The organism is Candidatus Avelusimicrobium sp., assembly GCF_056976295.1.
In genome coordinates, this window is the sequence record NZ_DBMCTG010000002.1 from 80,310 (window position 1) to 106,198 (window position 25,889).

A 25,889-nucleotide genomic window follows, 5' to 3' on the forward strand; every position below is an offset into this window, starting at 1 on the left:
CTGGGGCATAAAAAAGCCCCGGTGTGCGCCGGGGCCGGTAAAGAAGTTGTTGGCTTATTTGGCGGAGTCAGCGTCTGCGGTGTTTTTCTTTTTAAACAGGCCGCCGATACCTTTGATAACATTTTTGGCGGTATCCACTCCGGTTTGCGCTACTTGTCCCGTGGTTTTAACGGCTCCGGTGGCCACGTTTCCGGCGGTACTTGCCGTGCTGGCGGCAACCTTGCCGGGCGTTTTGTAATTTAAAATACCGCCCAGTACGGAGCCTACGGTGTTTAATACATCTAATTTGCCGGAGGGGTTATCCATTGTTCCGCCGATTTTGATGACGACAGGAGTTTGCGATGTAAGTACGGTGGCGGATACTTTCATATCCAATGCCTGCGTATGGAAGTTGATATTGCCGCTTCCGTTGATGTTTGTCAGTTTGGACGCAAAGGTCGTCTTATCCACCTTCATTACACCGCTTGTAAAGGTATAAATCCCCTCGCCGTTGGTAAAGGTAATTTCGCCTTTTTGCGCGTTAGCCTCCGCCGGGAAAATATCCACATTTAACTTGCCTGCCACATTTCTTACCAATGTAATAGGCAGGAGCAAAATTTTAACGTATTTATTTCCTTTTACAAACGAATCAATATCCGTAATGGCACCGGGTTGCAGTACAAAGGAAACCTGTCCGTTGGCCTTTTTCATTGTTTCGCTTACACCTGTTAAATTTGCGTTTAAGGTAAAACCGTCCGAGCGGAAATACGGCACGCTGATAGGGCCGACTTTAATGTTGCTTTTAATGTTCATTAACAGTTCAGGCCCGGCTGTTTTGTTTCCGGAAGCGGTGTCCGTGTCATTTTCTGTTTCGGCAGCGGCATAGGAAGGAAATTCCTTTAAGGTAAATTTATCCAGTTCCGCATTAAAAACAATGTTCAGTACATCTTTAATGTTTTTATATGAGAACGAGGAGGTAAATTTTTCCCCGTTTAAAAATCCGGTAAGCGACGGGCAGGCAATATCATTAATGGAAGTGATTTTGACGGTGCCGTTCAAGTCTTTTACTGTAAACGGTGCATACATTGCACTTACATTTTTTAATAGAATTTGTCCGCTGATATCTTGACCGTCATTTTTATCAGTGGCTTTAAACGCACCCGTAATAAGTCCTCCGGGTTGGAAATCCGCCACCGTATCGGTCATTTGAACGATTTGACCTAAGTCGGTAGAAAGGTCCGCCTTAACGGAATAAGTGGGGGCCGCCCCCGCCCAACCGGCAGTGCCGGCTAACGAAAACGCGCTGTCCATTACCGAAAGTTTGGCTTGCGAAATAACCGCAGTAGATTTTTCCAAATCTGCCACAGCCTTTACTGCCATATGGATAACCGGGAGCGAGAAGTGCGGTAAATCCGGCAGAATTTCGGCAACCGTCGTGTTGCTAATACCACTTAACGTACCTGACAGGTCTGCCTGCGGAGCTTCAAAGTTTTTGATACCGCCCTTTAATTGCAATTTTACCGTTTTGTAAGTGGCGGAAATATCATTGACGGTAACATACGCTTCGGGCAGATTTAAATTGGCCAGAAAGGTGCGCAAGGAAATGCTGACAGGCACCGTCATATTCAGCCCGGCGGCAGAATATTCAGTTGTAAATTTGATTTTTATGTCAAAGGGACTATCCAAATCAAACTTGCGGATTTCCACCTGTAATTTGTTGACAGAAGCGTCCATACCCGTTTGCAAATCTTTATAAGTAAAGTTGCAATTATTGAGTACGATTCTGTCCGCCAACAGAACAAAAGACAGGCCGGAACTGTCATTTTTATTGTTATCGGCGGACGCAGCGGCGGAGTCCGAAGCCGGGATGAGGGTGTCAAAGTTAAAGGAGCCGTTTTTGTTTTTAATGACGTTTACGTCCAGGCCGTCCACCAATACGGTAGCAATTTCCACCCGCTTTTTAAGTAGCGGCATTAAGGCCAATTTGACTACCAACTTATCGGCTTTAACAAAAGTGCCGTTTTGAAAGGAGGTGTTTTCGGACAAGGCAAAGTTATCCAGCGTTACCCCGATGACGTTAAAGGAAATTTTGTCAAAGGAAATTTCCCGTTGCAAATTGTTTTTTGCATAATTCACGGCCATTGTTTTTAATTTTTCTGGCGGGAACATTATGCGCAGGGTCACTAACCCCGCCGCCAGCAAAATTACGCATACGACCGCAATTTTTACAAGTAATTTGAATAATTTTTTCATATCTATATTGTATTTCTTTTATTTTTTGTCCGGCAAGTGCGCAAAAGGGTTATTTCTGCGGGTGCGTATCGTCGGAGACGATTTCGGCTTCTATCACATTTTCCTGTTTGGAGCGGGAACGGCGGAAGCCTTCTAAATCTTTATGAAGCATAGCCAGTACCAAAAGGACAAAGGCTCCGTCATCCGTAATGCCTAAAACGGGAAGTACGTCGGGCAACAGGTCAATGGGCGAAATCATATATACCAAACATAACAGCGCCCAGAAAAGCGTGGCCCAAGGCATTTTGTATTTACCGCGTAAAACAGCCCATAGCATAGGAAAGAAACTGGCAAAATCTTTAAATACCGCTAATGGGCTGAATTTCATTTTTTCCTCTGTCATTTTTGCACAGCGGCCGGAGTGTCGTTCATTGCCCGCTCCTCGGCGCGCATACCCAAAATATTTTCGTTTACGCGCAGCGCATAGTCGCCGATTCTTTCAAAATTATTTAAAATATCGGCATAGGCGGTAATGGCGTCCGGGGTGGAACTTTGGCCCGCGTTGATGCGTTCGCGCAAATCGTGCAGAAAGCGTTTGCGCAAGGAGTTTAATTTTTCCTCATCTTGGAGGGCTTCGTCAAAAGTTTTTTCCGCTTGCAGGTGCCATTGGCGGGTGGGCTGCTGGATATCCACCAAAATCCGGCGGGTCCGTTTGGTGATGTTCTTTGTCAGTTTGGCGATTTCTTCCAAATCATCAATATCGGCTTCGGTAAACGGTTGTTTATCGTGGAATTTTTCCAAAATGCGGGCAATCTTTTCGCCGCAATCGCCCATATGTTCAATGCTGTTTAACACATCAAAGAGCGAGAACGATTGCGCTACCGCCTGGCGGGATAAGTTCCCGTGCGTCAGCGCGGTTAAGTAAATATTGATTTTATGCTCCAATACGTCAGTTGTTTTTTCGGCCGCTTTTACGTCATCAATCAGGCGGGTGAACATTTTGTCGTCATCAATTTTTACGGCGTGAATCAGTTTATCCGTCATCTTGGTTACAAAACTCATCATACGTTCCACTTCTTTGCGCACGGCGATTAAGGCCAGTTCCGGCGTGTTGGTAAAGCGGGTGGATAAGAAGATTAATTCGTGTTCCTTTTTATCCTCGCGTTTAGATTTTGGGATAATAAGATAGGTTAATTGCGCCAGTTGTTTAAGCAACGGCAACATTACAATTGTATTGATTACATTGAACACGGTGTGGAACGCGGAAATGTGGTAAGGCAACACCGCGGTTAATTGTTCAGGATCTTGGGTATAAGGGGAGCCGGGTACAAGCCAATCTATCAAGTTTACAAAGTGTTTAAAAATGCACACGACCCAGAATACCCCGATAATGTTAAATAAAAAGTGTCCGAGGGCGGCGCGTTTGGCGGTTTTGCTGGCACCGATAGCGGCCAAATTGGCGGTAATAGTGGTGCCGATATTTTCCCCCAATACTAACGCGCACGAGGTTTGAAAGTCAATAATTCCGGCGGCGGCGCAGGTGAGTGTCATTGCCATAACGGCACTGGACGATTGGAGAATAACAGTTAAAATGGTACCGCTGAAAATAAGGGTAAGTAAATTAAATAAATTATCCGGGCGGAAGCGGGAAATCCAAGCCACCACCTGCGGATTTTGTGCAAAATCGGCCGGGATAGCGTTCTTCATCAGGTCCAAGCCCAAAAAGAGAAGCCCAAACCCGACTAATGTTTCCCCAATGCGGCGGACAATGGCAAATTTAGGAATAAACTGGGCAAAAAAGCCAATAGCAATAACGGGCAAGGCAAAGAGCGAAATTTGCATTTTAAAGCCGAACAAACTGACAATCCACGCCGTCATTGTGGTACCGATATTGGCCCCAAAGATAACGCCTAAGGATTGGTACAGGTTTAATAAACCAGCGCTGGCAAAGCCGACAACCATTACCGTAGTGGCGCTGGACGATTGAATAATACTGGTTACCAAGGCCCCGCAGGCAGTGGCCGCAAAGCGGTTTGTGGTGGCGATACCCAATAGTTGGCGCATTTTATCGCCAGATACCTTTTGCAGGCCGTCGCTCATTATCTTCATACCGAATAAGAATACGGCCAGGCCGCCGAGTAAGTTTAAAATTTCAAGCAGGGTTGACATTTGTGGGAGTTCTCCTTATTTATATAAAAAGAAAGAGCCGTTTATTCGGCTCCTTCCGTAACAAAAACATACAAACCCGCCGCAAGTACAGCGGGGATAGATAAAGAAACGCAAGCGTTACTTGGACATTTTGATAGAAGTTTGGTTGTCATCCGGGTTGTCCGTTTTTTCGTGCTTGGTCTGTTTGGACCACATTTGCTGGTTGGCTTCAATTTGCTTGGCCATTTCGTCGTCAAACAAAATGGTGGGCATACGGTCTTCATCCGCGTATTGAACGATATCCTCGCTCTTGGGCGGTTGGTAAACTTTATCTAAATGTTGGTTAATTGTTTCCGGTTCGGCTGATTGAAAGGCGGCGTGGGTTACTTGCACCTGGTTTTGCAGGTCCTGCTCGGTAACCGGCTTGCCGATTCCGGGCGGCAAAACATTGTTATCCGCTCCAAAAATTTGGGTCGGTTCTTCGGTAAGGTGCACTTCGGGGGTCGGCGTATAGGAGCCACGATTTTCACCAAAGTCCACATTTAAAAATACTAACACATAAAAGCAAGCAAGCAATATCCAAAATAAGAAAATTAACACCAATAATACCGCTCCCGCAATATACCAAGGGACAGATAAGGCGGTTATATTGAAACTGTCTGCAAAAAAGAGCGGAATCCCCACATAAAGGGCGCGGATTATGGCGGAAATAAGTAAAGACGGGCCAAAGCATAAAATTAAAAACATCCCCAAAGTGATGCCCCAACGGTGGCCGGTTAACTGCCAACTGTAAATGATGGAAGCAATGGGGCCTTGCTCTCTTAAAACAATGGCCGCGGGAACAAAACACAAGCGGAAATACAAAAAAAGAATCAATAAAAATGCGATTGTTATGAGAATTGCCGAGCGCGATGCGGCCATTAAAACTGATAAGGCAACGAGTGCCACGCTCAGTAACAATATTAAAATAATGCTATAAATGGTAGGAAAAACAGACGCCGAGCAGGAGGCAGCAATAGACTCCCCTTCATTTTGCGCTTTGCAACCTAACTGCCGTAAAAAAACAGCCGAGAAAAAAATGGTAAGCGGCCATATCATTATTTTAACCAAAAAAAGCGGCACATCCATCTTTGCCAACCCCGCTATCATTGCGTATAGCAAAATTGCCGAAAATATGAGTACAAAGATAGCAGTTCCCGCCCGGTTCAGTAAGCGAAAACTATTAAAAAAGAGAGAAAATATATTTTGTTGTTCGCGGATATCCATTATTACCGCTCCTTATTCAAAGTGTACACCCACATTATAGCAAAACGCGCGCGCGTTGCGGGAAGAAATTAAAACATTTTTTCTAATGCTTTGGCGGCTGAAAAGCCACTGCTCCAAGCCCATTGTAAGTTAAAGCCTCCCAGTCGGCCCGTTACGTCCAGTAATTCGCCTATGGCATACAAACCTGGCACGCGGCTCACCCCGAAAGTGGACGGATTGATTTCGCGCACGTCAATTCCTCCGGCCGTTACTTCGGCTTTGGAAAACCCGCCTGTTCCCGCAGGCAGGCAAACAAAGCGGTTTATGGACTGGGCGGCCTTTTCTATGTCCGCGCGGGAGGCGTTGGGCAATTTGTCATCTAATTCCCCCAATAAGGCTTTTACAATTTTAGTGCTTATTTTACCGTGTAAAGCGGCGGCAAAGGTGTGCGCGGAATTTTTTTGCGCGCTAAACAGGGCGTGTGCATCTTCACCGGGCAGAAAATCTACGGTTACTTTTTCCCCTTCCTTCCAAAAGAGCGAGGCCGACAATACAGCCGGGCCGCTAATTCCCTCGTGCGTAAAGAGCAGGAAGCCTTCAAAATCGTGTTTCCCGCACGTTATATGGGCGTTTAAGGTGTTTCCGGCCAGTTTAACAAATTGCTCGCGCAGGGCTTTATCAAAGGTCAGGCCTACAAGCGCGGGGCGTTGGGGTATAATATTTAGGCCGAATTGGCGCGCGATTTTAATTCCAAAGTTGCTTGCGCCCAAGGCCGGGAAAGATAATCCCCCCGTCGCCAATATCACGCGCTGTGCGCGGACGGGGCCTGCCGAAGTATTTACGGTAAACAGGCCGTTTTCCTGACGGACGTCCAATGCTTGCGTGTCCGTTAAAATTTGGGTGTTGGCCTCGCGTGCGCGGCGGATGAGAAAGCGCACGATATCGCGTGCGTCCATAGCAAAAAGTTGTCCGTCTTGTCGTTCTTCCCATTTTAAGCCTGCTTCATCAAGCAAGGAAACAAAATCTTGCGGCTTAAAAGCGGCCAAGGCATTTTTTACAAAATGTTTATTGGCGCAATCATAATCTGTTGACTTGGCAAAACGGTTTGAAAAATTACATTTTCCGCCTCCCGAGATACTTATTTTTTTACCCGGGTGCGTATTGTGTTCTATTAAAACTTTAGGGCTGTTGAAACTGCCCGCACAGAAAAGTCCGCCGGCTCCTGCGCCGATAATGGCGGTATGAAAAACAGTATTTTTCAGTTCATTATAATTCATAGGATAGGTTTCTTATATTATACAAAAAGAAAAAATTTGATTTTATTTTCAAATATGCTATACTCTTAATAAGAATTATTATTAATAAATACGAGCATATGCAGACCAATACACACAACGACGAATTGCAGAAACGCTTGGCCTTTTTTGAAGACCAATGCCGCGCCAGAGGGTTAAGAGTAACCAACCAACGGCGGGAAATCTTCCGCGCGGTGGCGGCCTCGTGTGAGCATCCAAGCGCGGAGAAAGTATTTTTTGCGGTACGGAAAAATATGCCTAACGTGTCTTTGGATACGGTGTACCGCACGTTGGCATCGTTGGAAGAAATGGATTTGCTTATGCGTGTGGGGCTGTCGTCCAAGGCCCGCTTTGACGGGGATTTGCGTCCCCATTGTCATTTTGTGTGCACTAACTGCGGGGAAGTGTATGATGTCTTTTTAAAGGACGGTGAGTCCTTGCCTTTGCCTGCCGGTATGGCACATTGGGGCGATGTAAAACAGATTAATTTGCAAGTGCGCGGCCTTTGCAACAAGTGCCGTGGCAATAAATAGGTAAAAATAGGAGACTTTATGGAACTGAAAGGAACAAAAACGGAAAAGAACTTAATGGCGGCTTTTGCGGGCGAATCGCAAGCCAGAAACAAATATACTTATTATGCTTCCAAAGCCAAAAAAGAAGGCTTTGTGCAGATTTCTAAAATTTTTGAAGAAACCGCCAATAACGAAAAAGAACACGCTAAACTTTGGTTTAAAGCCTTGCACGATAACAATATTCCTGCCACGGCTGAAAACCTGGTAGATGCCGCCAATGGCGAACACTACGAGTGGACAGATATGTATGCCACTTTTGCTAAGGAAGCCAAAGAAGAAGGTTTTGACAAACTCGCCTTTTTGTTTGAAGCCGTCGGCAAAATTGAAAAAATGCACGAGGAACGCTACCGCAAACTCCTGCACAATGTGGAAACCAATGAAGTATTTAAAAAAGCGGGTATCGTAATGTGGGAATGCGCCAACTGCGGTCATATTCACATCGGCGAAAAAGCCCCCGAGGTGTGCCCCGTGTGCGCCCACCCGCAGGCTTACTTTATGATTCATCCGGAAAACTTCTAAGTTCTCCGTGGATTTACTAAAAAACCCGCTCTTTTGGGCGGGTTTTTTTGTCTGTAAATATAAGGGCGCGTCAGGCTCGTTTGGCTGATATGATTCCCCCCACCGCAGCCAAAGCCGCACCCAAAAACATAGCAGCCTGATACCCGCGTAAAAAAGCGTTTTTACTGTCCAAGCCCGCTTGTTCAAAATGCCCTTGTACCGCCGCATACACAGCCACGGAGCAGGCAATCCCCATAATCATCCCGGCATTACGCGCCAGGGCATTTACGCTAGACACAATGCCTAATTTATTTTTGGGTGCCGCGCTGATAACGGTATTATTATTGGGGATTTGGAACGTCCCCGAACCGCAGCCGAAAATCACTTGTGCAAGCACAATATAGGCAAAGGACGGGTTTTCGCCCACAAAGGCAAACATCACCGCTCCCATAAAGGCAAACCCCAAGCCGGCGGTAGTGATAATCCGGGCCGGGTACCGCTCGGAAAGTACCCCGCTAACGGTGGAAGAAACGGCCAATGCTACCGGGAACGGCAATACCAAAAGACCGGTTTGTACCGGGTCAATATGCAAAATGTAAGCCGCATAGAAAGGGAATAAAACGGCATTTGTAAAAATAGACATAAAACCCAGTACCGCTACTACATAACCGTAGGAAATGGCCGGAATTTTAAAAATGTCTAATCCAATAAAAGGCGTTTGGGCTACCCGTTCCCGGTAATAAAACAGCAAAAAGAATAGGCCCGCCGCCGCAAATGCCCCTAAAATGACGGGTGAGGTCCAGGCTTTATTTGAGCCTTCATTCATAGCATATAAGAAACTTAAACTGGATAAGATAAAAAAGGCCGCACCGCTGATGTCCATACGGATTTTTGTCTTGGGGTTAAAACGCGGAATAATTTGTATGCCGCGCCAAATACCAATTAAACTAACAGGAATATTTACCCAAAAGACCGATTGCCAACCCCAATGCTGAATTAAAAAACCCCCGACTGCCGGTCCGGCCAAAGAGCCTAATGCCACCACGGCGCCAACTCCGCCCAAAGCGCGGCCCCGGTCCTTGCCCACAAAGGCTTTGGCGATAATTGCCTGTGCGTTTGCCATCATTGCGCTTGCGCCTAATCCCTGTACCGCGCGGGATACAATCATCATAGGCAAACTGCCCGCCAAAGAGCATAACAGCGAGCCGATACCAAATAGCAAAAAGCCGCTTAAATACATTTTTTTGCGGCTGAACATATCGGATAACTTCCCGAATACGGGCAAAAAGCACGTTACCGCGAGCAAATACACGCTGACAACCGATTGTATGCTTTCAATACCGGCGTTAAATTCCCCCGCCATAGAGGGCAACGCAATATTTACCACTCCGCCGTCCAGCGTACCCATAAAGGTTCCCGTGGCGGTTACTGTAAAAATAAGCCATTTGCGCGAGAGGTTAAGCCGTCGTTGTTTCATAGAACCCCCTCGGCTGTGCCCGGCGTTTCTTGCGCTTTTCGCGCGCGGCAGAAAAGTATGCCGCCGCCAACGAAACCACTATGCAGAAAATCATTGAATATTGGTATGCGTTCATAAAAGCGGTTGCATAGTCCGCGCCAAGATTGACATAATGGCGGCGCGCGGCGGAAAAGATAAGCACAGAGAGCGCAATTCCCATTACGGCCCCCATATTGCGCGCCAAGGCACTTAAACTAACCACCATACCCAGGCGGTTTGCGGGGGCGGCGCTGACAATTGTGTTATTATTAGGGGCCTGAAATGTACCCGAACCGCACCCCATAATCATTTGGGCAATTACAATATAGGTATAAGAGGGATTTTTGCCAATTCCCACAAACATAGCGGCGCCGATAATGATAAACCCAAATCCTACGGTAGTGATAAGCCTTGCAGAGTATTTTTCCGACAGCCACCCCGAAAACGGCGACGATATGGCCAACGCTACCGGAAACGGCATCAACAGCAAACTCATATGTACCGGAGATAAATGCAAAATGTTTGCCATATAGAACGGAAATAAAATACTGTTGCAACTTAATGCAATAAATCCCAGCAAAGATACTATGCACCCGTACGAAATAGCCTGTATTTTGAAAAGGGACAGGCCGATAAACGGTGTTTTGCTGGTTCTCTCGCGCCAATAAAACCCGGCAAAAAAGATAAAGGCGGCTGTAAACGAGCCTAAAATGAGAAAGGACGTCCAGTGTTGGTTTTCCCCCTCGTCCAACGCATAGAGAAAGGAAAAACAAAACAGGATAAAGCAAACCGCGCCCTTCCAGTCCAGTTTTACTTGGGTTACGGGCTTAAAATGCGGAATAATTTGTATGCCGCGCCAAATGCCCAGCATACTGATAGGTACATTTATCCAAAAGACCGACTGCCAACCCCAATGTTGGATTAAAAATCCTCCCACCGCCGGGCCTGCCAAAAAACCAGCCGCCACCATTGCCCCGATACCGCCCAAGGCGCGGCCCCGGTCTTTGCCTTTAAAGGCTTTGGCAATAATGGCCTGGCAGTTGGAAATCATCGCGCTGGCCCCTAATCCTTGCAGGGCGCGCGAAAAAATCATCCAACTTAAATTTTGTGAAAATGTAGCCGCAAAAGAACCGATACCAAAGAGCAAAAAACCTGTCAAATACAGGTATTTCCGGCTATACATATCGGACAATTTGCCAAATACAGGTAAAAAGCAGGTAGTGGTTAGCAGATAAATACTGACAACCCATTGGATACGCTCCAAACTGGCATTTAAGTCCTTTGCCATAACAGGCAGGGCCACATTAATAATGCCCCCGTCCAGCGTGGACATAAAGACTCCAATAGCCGTTACGGAAAAAATCAGCCATTTGTATGCAATGTGGGGTGTTTTTAATTTCATCATATTATTAGGATAGTTTTAACTGTTGGAAAACAGTTTATTGTCCGGGGTATATGATAAAGTGCCCAGATACCTATATTCTTATTTTAGTTAATTTGACGTGAGTTTACAACGAGCCTACCCTCCGGAAATTGCATTAGTTATTGGCTCCGTTTCCTCTATTTTGCCAGACGGAGCGTTGAAAAAATACGTTTTATCCTTAGGGTTAATTGTTGTTTATAGTTATAAGAAATGGGTGCTAAAAGAAAAAAATTTGTATAAAATATCCATAATCCATTTTTAAATTATTTTAATTCGTGGAGTTGCTATGCGGAAAATGATTGATGAAATTAAAGAGATGATTGCTTCGGGGCTTGATTTAGGCGGGGCCGATTTGTCAAACTTTGGCGAAAGCGACCCGATTTTCGGCGAACAGGGGTTAGATAGCATAGAGGCGATGGAACTTATTATGCTGTTGAAAAAGAAATATGGAATTACGGTTGAAAATATGCAGCAAGGCCGCACTATTTTTAAAGATTTTGGTACTTTGGCTGAATATGTGGAAAAGAACCGGCAGAAATAAGGGCTTATTAGGAGCGCTATGACAGCCGGGAACGGCCGGGGAGACGGGAATTTATGTTATTGTTAAAGGATATAAAACGCATATTGACGGATATGTTTCGCACGGAATTGGCCCGTAAAAAGGTGGATTCTTTGGCTCTGTTGGACGAAAAAGGCGGAGAGGATTTTTTTGAACGGTTGCCGCAGCAAATTTTAAAGGCAGTGTCCGACAAGGCGGCACTCTTTTTCGGGTACGAGCCGCGCGTTTTTTCGTCTTTAAATTTAATGACAGATTATTCTTATGCCGCGTTTTTGCACGGGCGGAAGTTGACTTTTTTAACCTCGGGCAGTACAGGTACGCCTAAGCCCTGTATTCATACACTTAATATGATTGAAGAAGAAGCCAACGGCTTGGCTTCCGATTTTAAAGGCGTTAAGCGCGTCGTGTCGCTCGTACCCGCTAACCATATGTACGGTTTTTCCTTTACGGTAACGCTTCCGCACGCGCTAAATGTGCCTGTGCTTGCTCTCCCGGCCTTACCCACCCAACCGTGGAGAGATATTTTACAAGAGGGCGATTTAATAGTCGGGTTTCCGCTATTTTGGAACTATTGGGTCCGCTTGGAAACCCCCTTTCCAAAAGGAGTGCACGCAATGTCTTCCACCGCACCCTGCAAAAAAGAAATTATAGACGCGCTCTACAAATTGGGGGTTTCACAGTTCACCGAAATTTATGGCGCCAGTGAGACGGGTGCAATTGCCCGCCGCCACCAGAGCACAGAGGTCTTTGAATTATTCCCGTTTTGGGATCTTTCTTTCACTGACGAACAGCCGCAAATTAAGCGCAAAAGTCAAAATGCCTGGCTTACCCTGCCCGACGAGGTAGAGGCTACGCAGGGACGATTGTTAATTCCGTTAAAACGCAGCGATGCCTGCGTACAAGTGGCAGGTGTCAATGTGTTTCCTAAACGGGTGGAAACTGTTTTGTCCGCACATCCGGCGGTAAAGGCTTGCCGTGTGCGCTTAATGCGCCCCGAGGAGGGCGAACGCTTAAAGGCGTTTATCGTGTTAAACGACGGCTACTCTCCGGAGCATTTGGGTATTATCCGCACTTATTTGGGCCAACGGCTGACCGTACACGAACTACCCCGCTCTTTTACCTTTGGGAACGAATTACCTGTTTCCTCAATGGAAAAAGATGCCGATTGGTAGCAAAAAACTGAATTATGCCTTGACACAAACGGTTTTTTGGCCTATTATTAAAATATAGGAGTTATTGAATTATTCCGGGAGGAAATATGAAACGCGTTTGGTTGGTTTCTTTTAGTGTTGTTGCTCTGCTTGGCGTAAATGCTGTAACGGCTTTTGCGCAAAATTTGATTAAGTCCGGCACTGGTGCGGTGCAGGCGGCGGGAAAAGTTGCTGCGGCCGTTAAGCCTATTGCCGTGCCCAAAGTGAAAGTTCCCGCGGCTAAATTGCCCAAGGCATCTGTCCCGGTTGCGCCTAAACTTCCTACGACTGTGCCGCATGTGGCTGCCCCGTCCGCGCCTAGAACAAATACAACGGCTTTTGCTCCGGCGGTACCGGCGGTGAATGCCCCCACGCTTTCTAAGGCCCGTTTACAGGAAATAGAGACAAGCGTAATGCGCCCGATGGAGAAACTTAAAGATATTCGGGCTACTGTGGCAGAAAAGGGCACTTCGGAACAGTATTACTTGTTTAACGAAGAACTCCCGCTGTCCGAGGCGGACCTGTTTAAGTATTACGAAAACAGAATGGCCCATATGGACAAAGACCTTTCGTTTGACAAAGAATATGAATTTGCTTTTAATAATTTTCCGTTGCTTGTGGCCAGCCATAAACCCTATTTGGCTAAGGATGCAGAAGCCATTGTAAAAAAGGCGGAAGAGATACTGACGCGTTATTATTCTTACGAATCTTCCACCAGCATAAAGATTGGCGAAGAAACCTTACCGTCCACGCAGGTTTATGTTTGGGCCAATAAAATGGCCGCCGCCACGACTATGGGTATGTTTGGCAGTGCCACCAGAGACAACGTAAATGCTTTGTCTTCTGCTTATTATGAGGCCCCAGCCGTTCTCAAACCCGTTAGCCAAGTAATCATAGGCCGGGCATTACTCAGTATGGGGGCTGTGGACAAATTAGGTGGTTTCTTTTTTACGGTGGCTTTAAATGATACTTTGTATAAAGATTTTTGGCAGGGAATCCAAGAATATGCGACGGCACATAATATCCCATTTGAGCGTTCCTATATTATAAATAATTCTAAGGGGCTGGATGTAGTGGCGCTGCCTGATGCGGTGCGCAAAATCTTGCTTTCCCGCGGAGCCTTAAACGAGTTGCATTTGGACCCGTCGGTTACGGCTACTGAGGACTGGATGTTTATCATCCACAACAAAGGTAAAGCCAAATAGCATTGCCTTTTATCAAAACCCCGCCCACAAGGCGGGGTTTTTGCGTTACAGGGGGCTGACACGGCGGAGAATTTGTGTTACAATAATAAATGAAAGACCTTATCCGACGAAGATAGGCCAAAGGACCCATATAAAAAATGGGTCCTTTGGCCCTTGTTATCCGTCGGGTTTTGTGATAGTATGAAGGTATAGAAGTGTACTTCGTGGGAGACAAGTATATGAATAAATTAATATCGTTAGTTTTAAGTTTCACTCTTATTTTCGGGAGTTTTACCCCCTCTTTTGCCCAGTTTCTTAAATTACCCAAAAATAGTGGCAAAGTGGTGGATTCTGCAGAAAAAGCTGCCGAAGCCGCCGGAAAACAAGCCGGCAAAGTGATGGGGCCTGCCCGTGGGGCTGTGGGCGCAAAAGTCAAAGGACCGAATATCCCGCGGCTTAATGTAAAAGGAAATGTTCCTCCTGTTTCTGTTCCTAATGTGCCGGGTTCTGTTTCTCCCAACGGAATTGTTACCCCTGCGGTGGGCGTAAACCCGCAGTTGTCGGTCGCTTTGGACCAAAGCATTGATGCTGCCCACGCCGCTTCCCTTTCTTCTAAAACTATAACGGAAGTAGATACGCTTTTAGCCGCCAAGGAATTTTCCTCTAAAGACGCGGGCGAAGTAATGAGGCAAATTTTTGATGTTCAGCGCACCCCCTCTGCACACGACCAACTGATTTTAGACGCCTATACGCGCGTAACCGTGGAAAAAGGCTTTGCTACGACCTCTAAACAAGCGTCTCTTGCCAAAGATACTTATGTGCGTCTTTTGCGCAATTACCGTTCTTCCTCTGCTTTAAATAGGGACGTAACGATGGCCGATATCAGCCGCTTGTCTGCTGATTCCGAGGGCCTTAAAGATTTGTCCGCTTGGGGGCAGACTATGGCCGCTGCGGCAGATTTGGGTTTCTACGGCACGGCCAAGGATGCTTCCCTGTTATTAGATACTTATAATAAAACTCCCCAAGCATTAAAAACGTTCAGCGAAGTGGTTATCGGACGCTCTCTCTTGACGTTGCAGGCTTACGAAGGGCTTGAAAAATTGGCCCAACTCTCCACGATTAATGGCAAACTGTATGGCGATTTCTGGGCTGGTGTTAGCCAATATGTAAAAGCGAATAATTTGCCCGTAACGCTTCCTACCGTAACGGCCGCACAAATGAGTTCCGCCAAAATTGCTCCCAACGTCAGCAAGGCGCTTACTTATTGGAACCGTTTGAACGCGCGCCACTTGGATGCATCCGCCAAAGGTACGGCGGATTGGGTGGCGTTAAATGCCAAAAAAGGCCAAGTCGTTGCGAGCCCGGTGTCTGAACCTGCCGCTAAACCTGCGGGCAATACGCCTGCACCGAAAGTGGATGTAAACTTGGGCGATATTACCTTGCCGGATGGTTTACACGTTGCTTACACGCCTGCCGCCGCAGACGGAGAAGTTGCGGCGTCCGAAACTCCTGCCGCTTCCAATTCCGGCACGGTATATAGCAGTGTTATTCCCGTCAGCCCCAAATGGCTGAGCAAGACCGCTAGCCGTGTGCGCGGATGGTTTACGCACGATGCCGAAAGCGTAGCCAACAGTACGGCTTTAAACATTTTATCCAAAGAATACCCCTTGGCTACACAGTTGCGCACGATTTTGGAAAGTGCCGCCTCTCAAAAATACAAAGAGCAGGCGTTGGTTTCTCTGTATAACCAGGGTAAATTTAACGAATCCATTAGCAAAATGTCTGCGGAAACGCAACGCTGGATTGAGTCTAAAAAAGAAAATCCCGAAGAATTGGGTAAGGCGTTGTATCACTTGTACGCTTCCCAATCGTTAAATACGGCGATTGCTGCGGTGTCTGATGCTACGGCCCAGTCCTCCTTTGAAAAAGAACTGGAAATGATTACCTCTGACCCGAACTGGGAAAAGAAGGTCCGCAGTGCCTGGGATAACGTAAATGTTTTGCCCTTGGAGACAGAAAGTTTTGCGGGTATTGTCCCGTCAATGCCGGATATTAATGAACAATTAATCGTTTCCTCTTGCCGTCCAACGGGCTTTGCCTCCAAGAACAGAATTACGGGTAAAGAAACCAAAAAAGGCGTATTCTACTCTAACAATATCCCGTTCTACTACCGCTCTGCCTCCGGCAAACTCAGCAGTGCTCCGGTGGGTATTTTGTCCCAGCCGCACGCTTCGTGGTACAGCCGCTTTTTGTCCAAATTCGGCTTGTCTGAAAAGCCGGGCTTGGTCATCCCCAAAGGGTTCGTACTCGCGCTGGACGAATCGGGCCAGTGGAAATATGTAATGCCGTCCGGTAACTTGGCCGCAGTCCGCGCGAACAAACGCTCTGCTAAACTTTTGGAAGAAATTCAGGCCAATGGTTCTGTGCAGGTCCCGTTAGATACGCCGTATAACTCTACTGATATGTTGGCTATGGCCAATATGTTGGAAAAGAATCCGGGCCTTAACTTGGAACTTAAACTCAATGAACCGCACTCTTTAAAGCAGTTCTTGACTCTGCACGCCTTATTTGTGGGTAACGATGCGGGTGCCTCTTTGACCGGTCCTTTTAAATCGGCCCTGAAATCCTTGCCGGGTTTCTCCGGTTTGATGTCCAACCTGGTCAGCGGTATTGGGTATTTTACCCCGTTAGTGGCCGCTAAATTGATGCCTCTTATGACGAAAATCGGTCATAAAAACACGATTCAGGCCATTTATGGCGGTGCCGCTGCGGCCTTAACCTTCGCTTTGGTGGGGTTGGGAATGTACGGTACGATTGATGTAAAAACGTTATCTTTATTGTCTCTGTCGTTGCCGACGGTAGCCTTGGTGTTGGGTGCAAGTATGGCTAATACGTCCATTCAGACCTTGCTTAACTACTATAAGAACCCGGTGGCCCGCACGGCGGCTCACTTGGACTTCTCGGAAAATAAACAGTGGTCCCGCTTGGCCTTAACGGCGGCTACGGGCTTGTTGGCCACGGCTGGTTTGAACTTTACGATTGTGGTTCCTGTCGGCCTTGCGCTGTTGGCGGCTTCGGAAATGCTCTTCCTTAATACGCCTATTTACAAAATGGGTAAAGGTGTAAAGGCCGCAGGTGCCGCAGCGGAAAAAGCCGCTGTAAAAGTGCCGGAAGTTTCCAAGGAACAACTGGCGAAAGAAGAAGCCGAAGATAAAGCCTTATATAAACAGAATTTTAGAAATACGCGCGACGTGAAAGACATCGCCAGCCGTGTGAAATTGGTGTACGCCAGTTATGCGGCCAGTTTGATGATGCTTTCCCAGGACGCAAACGCCGTGTTGGGTAACGATGTGGGCCAATGGTTGGTAGCCGGCTTTATGTTTGCCACGGCTATGACTCGTAAGTTTGCCTCTAAACAGGTATCCAGCAAAAAAATGACGGACGACCAGTTGACTGGTGCTTCCTTGCCTCTGTTGGCCGCTACGGCGGGCGCGATTGCCCTTATGCCGTACTCGGGCCCGTTGGCGTTGGCTACGGCTGGATTCGGTGTGTTGCACTATATGGCTACGGCTGTGCCCGGCCAGTTGGACTCCGTCCGCTTGCAGAATATGGTTTCTGCGGCTATGCAGAAAGAAAAAGTGGCTATCCGCGAAAATACCTCGTTGACGGAAGCCGAAAAAGAAGCCCAATTAAAACGCATTGAACGCCGTGAAAAAACTTGGGGTAGTTTGGCGGGTAAAGATTACTCCGTCTTTAACTCCCACGGTTTGATTGGTATTTTGACGGCCTCTGCGATTGCTTTCGGCTTGGCCGATCTCGGCCCGCAATGGGCGCTTGACCTGGTAAACCAAGTTTCCGCCTTGACGGGCAATGCAGGCGAAGCGTTTACCTTAGGTATGAACCGTATTATCTTAGGTTACTCTGCGGTAGTGGCGAGCATTTTGGCGGCGCGCAACTGGGGCTTAACCAAGGATTTCTTGGGCCTGTTCCGCAAACCCAAGATTACTATGGACACGATTGAATCGGGCAAAGTAAATGCGGAATCGTTTGGCATCAGCAAAAAGAACGCTTACAGACGCTTGTCCGAAGTGAACGGTACGCTTTCCAAATTGGAAAAACAAATGGTGGACTACGGCGTGAGTTCCGAACACAAAATGACGGATATGCTCAAACAAATGACGCAATCCTATAACCGTTTGGTTGCTATCAGCGAAGTGGAAGGTTCTTCTACGGTAATGGGTTCGTTGGAAAAATTGCAAGGCATTGTAAAGTCTTACGGGGTGATATTGGAGAAAAACCACCTGTCTGTAATGCTTAACCGCGAATACGAACAACTTTCCAAATCGCTGGCTGCTATTGATATGACCGCCAAAGATGTAAAATTCTCGTATGTGCCGGAAGGTCTGTACAACGGGCCGGTAATGTCCGAGGCGGCTAAACCGTGGTATTCCAGATTGATGCCCAAAAAGAAAGTAAAATCTATGGACAAGGGCAGATTTGAAGACGTGTTCGTCCTCATTAACGAACTGGACCAATTGGCTGCCAATATTAAACACGGCACCACCACCGCTGGTACATACAGATTGTTCATCCAGTACCAGAACGAAGCCAAACGCGCGTTGCAGGAATATGCTGAACTCAACCCGGCCGATTCCCCCCGCGTGTTGGAACAAACCCAACGTTTGAACCGCATTTGCAGTGCGCTTAAAACATTGGATAAGAACCACAACCTGTTGCAGGAAAATGCCGGACCGACCTCCGCTTCTGATATTTTACAGTTGCGCGATGTATTGAAAGGGTATCCGGATATGCCGGTTGCGGAACATTAAGTAAGTATTTTTGGACGAAACCCTGGGCCTCAAAAGCCCGGGGTTTTTCATCTCTGCAAAATTGTGCTAAAAAAATACTTTTACCGACGAAAAAACACTTGATTTTACCCACCCCATATATGTTATAATTACTAAGTAAGCAAATGATTTGCTTCTTGCAATTTACTGCACATCCACTTTCTAATCGAGGGAGCGCCCCGGCGGGAAGCCAGCGCCGGAGAGTGTTGATGCGTGGCTTTTGCACGTTAAATTATAAATAGGAGACAAGAATGTTCGCAAAATTAGTTGGTTGGCTTAAACCTTTGCCGGACGGAACACCTATTTCCGACGAGGCACAGATTAAGCGTTTGTACCGTAACTGGCGTATTAAGATGTTCTTCGGCATGTACTTTGGTTATGCCTTGTTTTATTTCACCCGCAAAAATTTGGATTATGTAAAACCTGCGCTGAGCCAGAACTTTGGCTTGGACGTAATTCAGTTGGGGTATATCGGCACGACGATTTATCTTACCTACGGTATCGGTAAGTTTTTAAGCGGCGTGTTGGCGGACCGCTGTAACATCCGTGGCGTAATGGCGCTCGGCTTGTTCATTTCTTCCCTTATCAACTTGGCGTTCCCTTTCCTGCCGCAATTCCAGGCCTTCTTGGGCAATATGGGTATTACCTTGCCGCTCGTGGCGTTGGCCTCGTTTGCCTGGGGCTTGAACGGTGTGGCGCAGTCTATGGGATTTCCTCCGGTAGCCAAAGGTTTGGTATACTGGTTCTCCCCCTCTGAAAGAGCGACCAAATGGACCTTGTGGTCTTCTTCCCACACATTCGGTGCGTTCTTTGTGGGCGTGTTGATTTCTTATCTGCTCAAATTGGATATGTGGAAAATGGCTTTTATCGTACCTGCTTTTATGGGTATTTGTTATAGTATTTTCCTGATGTTCTTCTTGACCGATAAACCTACCACCGTGGGTTTGCCTCCTATTGAAGTTTACAGAAACGACGTAATGCCTGTAAAAGAAAAGAGCACCCTTTCCCACTGGGAAATTCTTAAAAAACACGTGCTCAAAAACCCGTTCCTTTGGGCCTTGGCTATTTCGTACATCTTCATTTACTATGTGCGCTTTGCTACGTTGGACTGGGGTACGATGTTCCTGACCCAGGAACGCGGCTTTACGCCCGATGGTGCCGTGTCCGCTATGAAATGGATGCCTTTCTTGGGTATGCCCGGCGGTATCGTTGCCGGTTACTTGGCTGATAAATTCTTTCAAGGCCGCTGCACTCAAATGAATATTATTTACTTGGTCATTTTGGCCGCCAGTTGCTGGGGCTTTTATTGCGTGGCCGGTACAGACCAGTTCTTCTGGACGTCCTTGCTCGCTTCGTTTATCGGCTTCTTTGTGGACGGCCCCCAGAACCTGGCTGGCGGTGTGCAAGCATCCCGCGTAACCGTGCAGGAATCCGTTTCCGCCGCGTGCGGCTTTACGGGTATGTTCGGTTACTTTGGTGCTATGTTGTCCAGCACCGGGGCCGCGTACATCAGCAAGAGTTTCGGCTGGAAAGGTGTGTACTTCTCCTGCATTATTGCGTGTATTATCGCAATGGGCTGTATTGCCACCACTTGGAAGAAGGAAGCCGCTTCTATTTCTGCTGAAAACAAATAACATTTACGGTTATTTAGAAAAACCCCTGGGATTAATTCCCGGGGGTTTTTCGTCTAATGGCCATTATTGGGGACTGGCTAAAAGAAATAAAATTCTAGCCTAAATCAAGGATAATGTTTATAAAGAAAGTTTGTTTGCTCCCAAACCGTGGAATTTAATGCTTGGGTCATAATAACATATCCTTCCATTACGACGCTTGCAAAAGGATAGATTTTAAAGCATTTTTCCCTCTATTTGTGTAGATTTTTAGACAGAAAAATGCCCGTTTGTTTTTTTCCCCAGGCATAGATAAAAAAATTAACGGTGTTCTTGGGTAATAAAAACCTTACATAACGGGTGATCTGGGTCGTCTGTACAATGGGAGATTTTGAAGTTTTTATCGTCCATAATTTTTTTTATTTCCTGTTGTTCTGCCTCGCTAGGGGTAACCTTTGGCAGAAAAATAAAGAAATCTGTATTTGCATCTTTGCGGTAGTTAGCCGGCACTCTAAATAAAAGAGTTTTTCCGCTCAATTTGGCTTCTTCCGCTAACTTTTCCCACGCGGGTGCAGATACATATTCTACTGTTTTGGTTTTAAGACCATCCTTGTTTAGCAACTGAGGCATCGTGGGATAATCGTTAGATGATAATTGCGTATGCCACGCTCCGCCGTAAACAATAAAACGGGACTGTGGGTCCGCCTTGGCAACGGACAAAATGATTTTTGCCCAATGTTCATTGCGCGCACGCATCCCCGCGGCCGATTTGCTCCAAGCGTAATTATTTTGTGCCTGGGGTAAATCCAACCCAAGTACCGTCAACCCATAGCGTTTTGCTACCGCCGCCGAAGCCGAATAGGCTTTTCCTAATGCTAATTTACTTTCCAGTTCAGTCAGCGTAATTTGGTTGTCCGCGTATTGGTCCAAAAGAGGTTGCTCGGAAGATAGGTAAAATTCTGTGCCAAAATGTGTAAAACCTTCCTTATTCTGTCCAAAATATTTAATCATAAGGTTGGTTTCTCTCTTGGCGCGTTCATTTCCGTGTTCTTCGCCCAAAAGTAATATATCGGTATCTCTGTCCAACAGCGTGGCATAATTGAAATTACCCGTTATTGGGCGAACCTGTTTTAAGAGTGCTTTCTTTAAAACAGTATCACTTGCTAAGCGGGCTTCAAAATTGTGGCGTGCGCGGTCAAAATCGGGTGCAAAGGCCAGGGCCTTTTCTGCGCATAAAAAGAGGCAAATTAACAATAAAAATAGAGTAATCTTCTTCATATTTATACTATAAGTGTTCTTGTTGAAATAGTCAAGGCAAAAAAATACGCCGCCCGAAATCGGACGGCGTATTAAGCAACTAATGGTTAATTAGATGTTCATAACGTAGAGCATATTGGTCGTACCGGCTTTACCAAACGGAATACCGGCAGTTACTACTACGTTGTCGCCTTCTTTGGCTAAACCTTGGGCGAGGACGGCTTTTTTGGCTTCGCGCGTCATATCGTCAAAGTTTTTCAAATTGTCAATGACAATCGGCGTTACACCCCATACCACAGCCAACTGGCGGGCGGTGGTTATGTTTGGCGTAAGGGCCAAAATAGGCAAGCCGCCGGCGCGCTGTTGGGAGGCACGCAAGGTGGTGGAACCGGAATCGGTAAACGTAACGATTACGTTGGCCGTATCCAAGTTGGTGGCCACAATGCCGGCACCCGTAGTAATGGCGCCTTCTTTGGTGGAATCGTTTTTGCGTTCCAACAAGGAAAGACCTTTGCGGTAGCGGTGGTCTTTTTCTACGGTTTCAATGATGCGGCGCATCGTTGTAACGGCTTCCACCGGGTGATCGCCTTGGGCGGTTTCGGCAGAGAGCATTACCGCGTCCACACCGTCGTAAACGGCGGTAGCCACGTCAGAGGCTTCGGCGCGGGTAGGCATAATGTTGTGAATCATAGATTCCAACATTTGCGTAGCAATGATGACCGGTTTACCCGCTTTGCGGCAGCCGGAAACAATCTTTTTCTGCAAGACCGGCACGAGTTCGGGGCTGGTTTCTACGCCCAGGTCGCCGCGGGCTACCATTACTACGTCGGTCAAGTCAATAATTTCGCGCAAGTGTTCAATGGCGGACGGCTTTTCAATTTTGGAGATGATGTGCGCTTTGGATTTCATCAAACCGCGCAATTCAATTAAGTCTTCCGGTTCCTGAACGAAGGACAAGCCGATGAAATCGGCTCCCAACATTTCGGCAATTTTCAAATCTTCTTTATCTTTGGCGGTTAACGCGGAAAGCGGCAGTTTTACGCCGGGTACGTTTACGCCTTTTTTGTTGGAAAGTTCGCCACCTGCGATAACGGTGCAGTCTGCGGTGTCAGCGGTGTGGGCATCCACACGCAAGCGGACTACGCCGTCATTAAGCAAAAGTTCCAGGCCGTCTTTCATAGCGGCAAAAATTTCTTTGTGGGGCAGGCAAACGCGGGTCTGGTCGCCGGGTTCCGGATTCATATCCAAGCGGAATTTATCCCCTTCTTTCAAGTGGATGCGGTAATCTTTAAACGTGCCAACGCGGAGTTTCGGGCCTTGCAAGTCAAACAAGATACCCAAAGTGCAGTTGTATTTTTTTTCCATCTTGCGGATGTTGGTTACTCTTTCCTGGTATTCGGGCAAGGAACCGTGGCTGCAGTTGCAGCGGAACACGGAAACGCCGGCTTTTACCAAGGATTCAATAGATTTTTCATCGCTGGTGTCGGGACCGATGGTCGCGACGATTTTGCAAAAGTCAGTATTTTTCGGCATAATCTTAATTTTATTTCCTCTATCTAACTATATGAGAGGGGTTTCCCCCCTTCTTTATTATTTTATTATTTTTGGAGCGCGTTGTCATTGGTTTATTGTATTAGAAAATTGAAAAGCCCCTTTAAATTCGCTAAAATATACCGTATGGATACGTCTTTAACCCCTAAAAAAGATTATTTTCCCCCGATGCATACGGCCGAACACATTTTGAACCAAACAATGGTTCGTATGTTTGGCTGTGAGCGCAGTTTAACTAACCATATTGAAAAAAATAAATCCAAGTGTGATTATTTCCTGCCGATTGAACCGACAGCGGAACAGTTGCGCGAAGTGGAAGATATGGTAAATGACGTGATTGCCGGGCAACTGCCCGTAACGGCGGAGGAACTTCCGCGCGAGGAGGCGGAAAAGAGTGTGGATTTATCCCGTTTGCCGCCAGAAGCCGGAAATACCGTGAGGTTGGTGCGCGTGGGCGGGTATGATGTCTGCCCCTGTATTGGCAAACACGTGGAAAATACCCGCGAAATCGGGCATTTTAAAATAATCAGTTGGTCATACCAAAACGGCAAATTGCGTATCCGTTACAAACTTGAAGATTAAACCCCAGGAGAATTATGAAACTTTTGCAAAAAGCATTTTTGCTGATTGCCTTGGTGTTGCTTTGTGGCGTTTCGTACGCGCAGGACGGCAAACAGGGCTGGCAAATTGAACTGAAAAAAATTGCTCTTGACGTAACTTCCACCGAAGTAAAACACGCCAAAGAATACCAAGACTTTTCTGATGCCCGCTTAAACGGCGATTCCCAAACTGCCGTGCGCGGTAATTTGGATGCGATATCGGATTATCACGCCGAACACTATTTGTGGACCAATGAACTGTTAATGGACTATGGCCGTACTAAAATCCGCCCTGTGGAAGGCGAGACCTTAACCAATGAAAATGCCGACAAAATTTTGTTTACCACCGGCTACACCCAACGCTTATGGAAGGTTGAAAACTTTTTAGGCGGCTTTGAAGCCGGCCCATTTGCCAATTTGGGTTACGAGACCGAATTTACCAAGCCTGATAATTCCCCCCGCACCCGCATTTTGCGCGGAACGGCCGGGGTAAAAATGTTTGAAGGAAAATATTTAAAAAGTTTGTTTGCTGCCGTAGTGGGTGAGCGTGATTTTACATACAGCCCCAACTCAACCAAACTGGCGTGGGAAGCGGGATTGAAAATTGAGCAGCCCGTGCGCGAAGGTGTAACGGCCAAATATTCTGCCCTGTTCCGTGATTATTTAAGCGCATCTGAGAAGCGCCCGACCGATTTAGATTATGAATTTGCCGCCGATGCGCGCTTGGAAGTGGAATTATATAAAAATTTGCACCTTGCCCCGTTTATCAGTTATTATACGGCGCAGGCCAAAGATTTCGGTACGCGCGGTGAAAATATTTATGTGGGTGTATCGTTATCATTTAGCCATATTTTTAAAGAAGCCAAATAATCAATATTAGTGTGTATCATAAAAAATCCCCCAGTTTTGTCTGGGGGATTTTTTATGGTTAACGGAGAAAGCCTCCTCCGCTAAATTGATTGGTCCAGGTGTTATGCGGACGGTTCGTTCCTTGCTGAATTTTTTCCATAACGTTTTGCAAGGATTCGGGCCCGTATTCTCCGTGAAAATATACATCCACAATATCCGAAGCAGGGATATCTTCATAAGAGTAATAAATAGTTTTGGTGGAGTTAAGTTTTGGATCTTTACCAAGTTCCATTGCAGGCGTCCTGCGCACCACAAACACAACTCCAAGGCCATCTTTCTTATACCCGTTTTGGAAAATATAATGGCTTGCTTCCGTGTAAGAAGAAGACAAACTGACGGCCGATCCTCTGGAATCCGTACCCACGTTCCAAGTAGAGTTTTTAGGCGAAAAGCCGTTCTTTAAAATGGCCACCAACTCTTCCGGCGTGATAATCATTCCGCGGTACAGAATCTTATCGGATTTTTCGTCCGGATGATACATAGACTGGGGTCTGCTCTGGTACGGCTCAATACGGCGGACATAAAAACCCGAAATATAATCCTCGGGCAAATGATATGAACTCAAAAGCGCAGCACGGTTTTGCTCAATATCTTTAATCCAATCTTGTTGTTTAAGCAGTTGTTGTTTTCTCTGCTCGTTGAGTTTGAGTTGGATTTCCTTGGCTTTTTTATTAACCGCTAATCTTAAAGTGGTTACCGGCAGTTGGACGACCGGGGTTTTAAACTTAGGATTTTTTACTTTAATACCAGTTACAGTCCCTTTTGGAAAAAGGGTTTTGCTAGACGGCAAATGGTAAACTTTTATTTTAACACGTTTTACAGGCAGCCTCTGCGCCTGAGCGACGGGAGTAACAGCAACACAGACAAGTACAGCGAGAAGTAATTTTATGTATTTCATTTTGTTTTTCCTTTTATCTATTAGTTAAATTCTGTAAAATAAAACCCCGAACCTTTTATAAAAGTCCGGGGTGTAAAACTAAAACGACTTAAATTAAAACATATATCCCGGGCTAAATTTTATTTTTTTAGTAATATTGGAAATAAAATTAAATAGAACCACCATAATTCCTGCCATTTTGCAATCAACGGTAATTAACGGATGTTTCCAAGAAATTAGAATAATCTTTTGCATATATGTACCTTTTTATAAATTTAAAAAAGAAAAACCCCGGTTTTTTAATAGCCCGGGGTTTTTAAATAAAATCTAAAACAAAAATTATATAACCATTGGTTCCGGACTAAAATATCTATTTTTAATACTAGTATATAGATTGCACATAGAAAATAGATTAAACA

General features: G+C 46.3%; 21 protein-coding genes. 11 read left to right on the forward strand and 10 right to left on the reverse strand.

All coding sequences use genetic code 11. The features are described from left to right. Nucleotides 1-54: 54 nt before the first annotated feature. From ACZOTW_RS01450 to ACZOTW_RS01465, 4 genes are all read right to left on the reverse strand, one after another. A complete protein-coding gene (locus ACZOTW_RS01450; RefSeq protein ID WP_483997293.1) occupies nucleotides 55-2,232 on the reverse strand; it encodes an AsmA family protein in 2,178 nt (725 codons plus the stop codon). A gap of 49 nt (nucleotides 2,233-2,281) precedes the next feature. Further along, nucleotides 2,282-2,599, reverse strand: a complete 318-nt coding sequence (locus tag ACZOTW_RS01455) for a YkvA family protein (RefSeq protein ID WP_428039860.1) — start codon at nucleotides 2,597-2,599, stop codon at nucleotides 2,282-2,284. Between the two features lie 11 nt (nucleotides 2,600-2,610). Continuing rightward, nucleotides 2,611-4,380, reverse strand: a complete 1,770-nt coding sequence (locus ACZOTW_RS01460) for a Na/Pi cotransporter family protein (protein ID WP_483997294.1) — start codon at nucleotides 4,378-4,380, stop codon at nucleotides 2,611-2,613. Nucleotides 4,381-4,497: 117 nt separating this feature from the next. After that, nucleotides 4,498-5,106 carry a hypothetical protein gene (locus tag ACZOTW_RS01465; RefSeq protein ID WP_483997295.1) on the reverse strand — a complete coding sequence of 203 codons (609 nt, stop codon included), beginning with the start codon at nucleotides 5,104-5,106 and terminating at the stop codon, nucleotides 4,498-4,500. A gap of 46 nt (nucleotides 5,107-5,152) precedes the next feature. On the opposite strand from ACZOTW_RS01465, the gene ACZOTW_RS01470 reads away from it, so the two are divergent. Next, complete coding sequence (locus tag ACZOTW_RS01470) at nucleotides 5,153-5,338, forward strand: hypothetical protein (RefSeq protein ID WP_428037569.1); 186 nt, start codon at nucleotides 5,153-5,155, stop codon at nucleotides 5,336-5,338. Further along, nucleotides 5,339-5,665 carry a hypothetical protein gene (locus ACZOTW_RS01475; RefSeq protein WP_177746886.1) on the forward strand — a complete coding sequence of 109 codons (327 nt, stop codon included), beginning with the start codon at nucleotides 5,339-5,341 and terminating at the stop codon, nucleotides 5,663-5,665. It begins immediately after the preceding gene. Between the two features lie 28 nt (nucleotides 5,666-5,693). On the opposite strand, the gene ACZOTW_RS01480 is transcribed toward ACZOTW_RS01475, so the two are convergent. Next, nucleotides 5,694-6,881 (reverse strand): BaiN/RdsA family NAD(P)/FAD-dependent oxidoreductase, encoded by a 1,188-nt coding sequence (locus ACZOTW_RS01480; RefSeq protein ID WP_483997296.1) that lies wholly within the window; start codon nucleotides 6,879-6,881, stop codon nucleotides 5,694-5,696. A gap of 98 nt (nucleotides 6,882-6,979) precedes the next feature. On the opposite strand from ACZOTW_RS01480, the gene ACZOTW_RS01485 reads away from it, so the two are divergent. Then, nucleotides 6,980-7,432: a Fur family transcriptional regulator gene (locus ACZOTW_RS01485; RefSeq protein ID WP_483997297.1), complete on the forward strand. Its 453-nt coding sequence runs from the start codon at nucleotides 6,980-6,982 to the stop codon at nucleotides 7,430-7,432. Nucleotides 7,433-7,450: 18 nt separating this feature from the next. Then, complete coding sequence (gene rbr / locus ACZOTW_RS01490) at nucleotides 7,451-7,990, forward strand: rubrerythrin (RefSeq protein ID WP_177746892.1); 540 nt, start codon at nucleotides 7,451-7,453, stop codon at nucleotides 7,988-7,990. Between the two features lie 70 nt (nucleotides 7,991-8,060). Here rbr and ACZOTW_RS01495 read toward each other — a convergent pair whose 3' ends face one another. Both ACZOTW_RS01495 and ACZOTW_RS01500 read right to left on the reverse strand, forming a co-directional pair. Next, complete coding sequence (locus tag ACZOTW_RS01495; protein WP_483997298.1) at nucleotides 8,061-9,446, reverse strand: MFS transporter; 1,386 nt, start codon at nucleotides 9,444-9,446, stop codon at nucleotides 8,061-8,063. Next, nucleotides 9,427-10,869: an MFS transporter gene (locus ACZOTW_RS01500; RefSeq protein ID WP_483997299.1), complete on the reverse strand. Its 1,443-nt coding sequence runs from the start codon at nucleotides 10,867-10,869 to the stop codon at nucleotides 9,427-9,429. The genes ACZOTW_RS01495 and ACZOTW_RS01500 overlap by 20 nt, the downstream gene beginning before the upstream one ends. A 304-nt stretch (nucleotides 10,870-11,173) precedes the next feature. Here ACZOTW_RS01500 and ACZOTW_RS01505 point away from each other — a divergent pair, with 304 nt between their 5' ends. From ACZOTW_RS01505 to ACZOTW_RS01525, 5 genes are all read left to right on the forward strand, one after another. Next, nucleotides 11,174-11,428: a phosphopantetheine-binding protein gene (locus ACZOTW_RS01505; protein ID WP_428039868.1), complete on the forward strand. Its 255-nt coding sequence runs from the start codon at nucleotides 11,174-11,176 to the stop codon at nucleotides 11,426-11,428. 53 nt (nucleotides 11,429-11,481) lie between these two features. Next, nucleotides 11,482-12,618 carry an AMP-binding protein gene (locus ACZOTW_RS01510; RefSeq protein WP_483997300.1) on the forward strand — a complete coding sequence of 379 codons (1,137 nt, stop codon included), beginning with the start codon at nucleotides 11,482-11,484 and terminating at the stop codon, nucleotides 12,616-12,618. An 86-nt stretch (nucleotides 12,619-12,704) separates the two neighbouring features. Further along, a complete protein-coding gene (locus ACZOTW_RS01515) occupies nucleotides 12,705-13,841 on the forward strand; it encodes a hypothetical protein (protein ID WP_483997301.1) in 1,137 nt (378 codons plus the stop codon). 218 nt (nucleotides 13,842-14,059) lie between these two features. Continuing rightward, nucleotides 14,060-18,649, forward strand: a complete 4,590-nt coding sequence (locus ACZOTW_RS01520) for a hypothetical protein (protein WP_483997302.1) — start codon at nucleotides 14,060-14,062, stop codon at nucleotides 18,647-18,649. 269 nt (nucleotides 18,650-18,918) lie between these two features. Further along, entirely contained in the window at nucleotides 18,919-20,301 is a 1,383-nt protein-coding gene (locus ACZOTW_RS01525) for an MFS transporter (RefSeq protein WP_177746908.1), read from the forward strand. Nucleotides 20,302-20,598: 297 nt separating this feature from the next. Here the strand turns inward: ACZOTW_RS01525 and ACZOTW_RS01530 are convergent, their stop codons facing one another. Both ACZOTW_RS01530 and pyk read right to left on the reverse strand, forming a co-directional pair. Further along, the gene (locus ACZOTW_RS01530) at nucleotides 20,599-21,555 is read right to left on the reverse strand and encodes a ChaN family lipoprotein (protein WP_483997303.1); all 957 of its coding nucleotides are present in this window, start codon (nucleotides 21,553-21,555) and stop codon (nucleotides 20,599-20,601) included. A 90-nt stretch (nucleotides 21,556-21,645) separates the two neighbouring features. Beyond that, a complete protein-coding gene (pyk, locus tag ACZOTW_RS01535) occupies nucleotides 21,646-23,067 on the reverse strand; it encodes a pyruvate kinase (RefSeq protein ID WP_177746913.1) in 1,422 nt (473 codons plus the stop codon). Between the two features lie 144 nt (nucleotides 23,068-23,211). Between pyk and ACZOTW_RS01540 the strand changes: the two genes are divergently transcribed. Both ACZOTW_RS01540 and ACZOTW_RS01545 read left to right on the forward strand, forming a co-directional pair. Then, a complete protein-coding gene (locus tag ACZOTW_RS01540; protein ID WP_177746915.1) occupies nucleotides 23,212-23,667 on the forward strand; it encodes an alanyl-tRNA editing protein in 456 nt (151 codons plus the stop codon). 14 nt (nucleotides 23,668-23,681) lie between these two features. Beyond that, the gene (locus tag ACZOTW_RS01545; RefSeq protein WP_428039873.1) at nucleotides 23,682-24,554 is read left to right on the forward strand and encodes a hypothetical protein; all 873 of its coding nucleotides are present in this window, start codon (nucleotides 23,682-23,684) and stop codon (nucleotides 24,552-24,554) included. A gap of 58 nt (nucleotides 24,555-24,612) precedes the next feature. Here ACZOTW_RS01545 and ACZOTW_RS01550 read toward each other — a convergent pair whose 3' ends face one another. Beyond that, the gene (locus ACZOTW_RS01550) at nucleotides 24,613-25,491 is read right to left on the reverse strand and encodes a hypothetical protein (protein ID WP_428043002.1); all 879 of its coding nucleotides are present in this window, start codon (nucleotides 25,489-25,491) and stop codon (nucleotides 24,613-24,615) included. Nucleotides 25,492-25,889 lie beyond the last annotated feature (398 nt).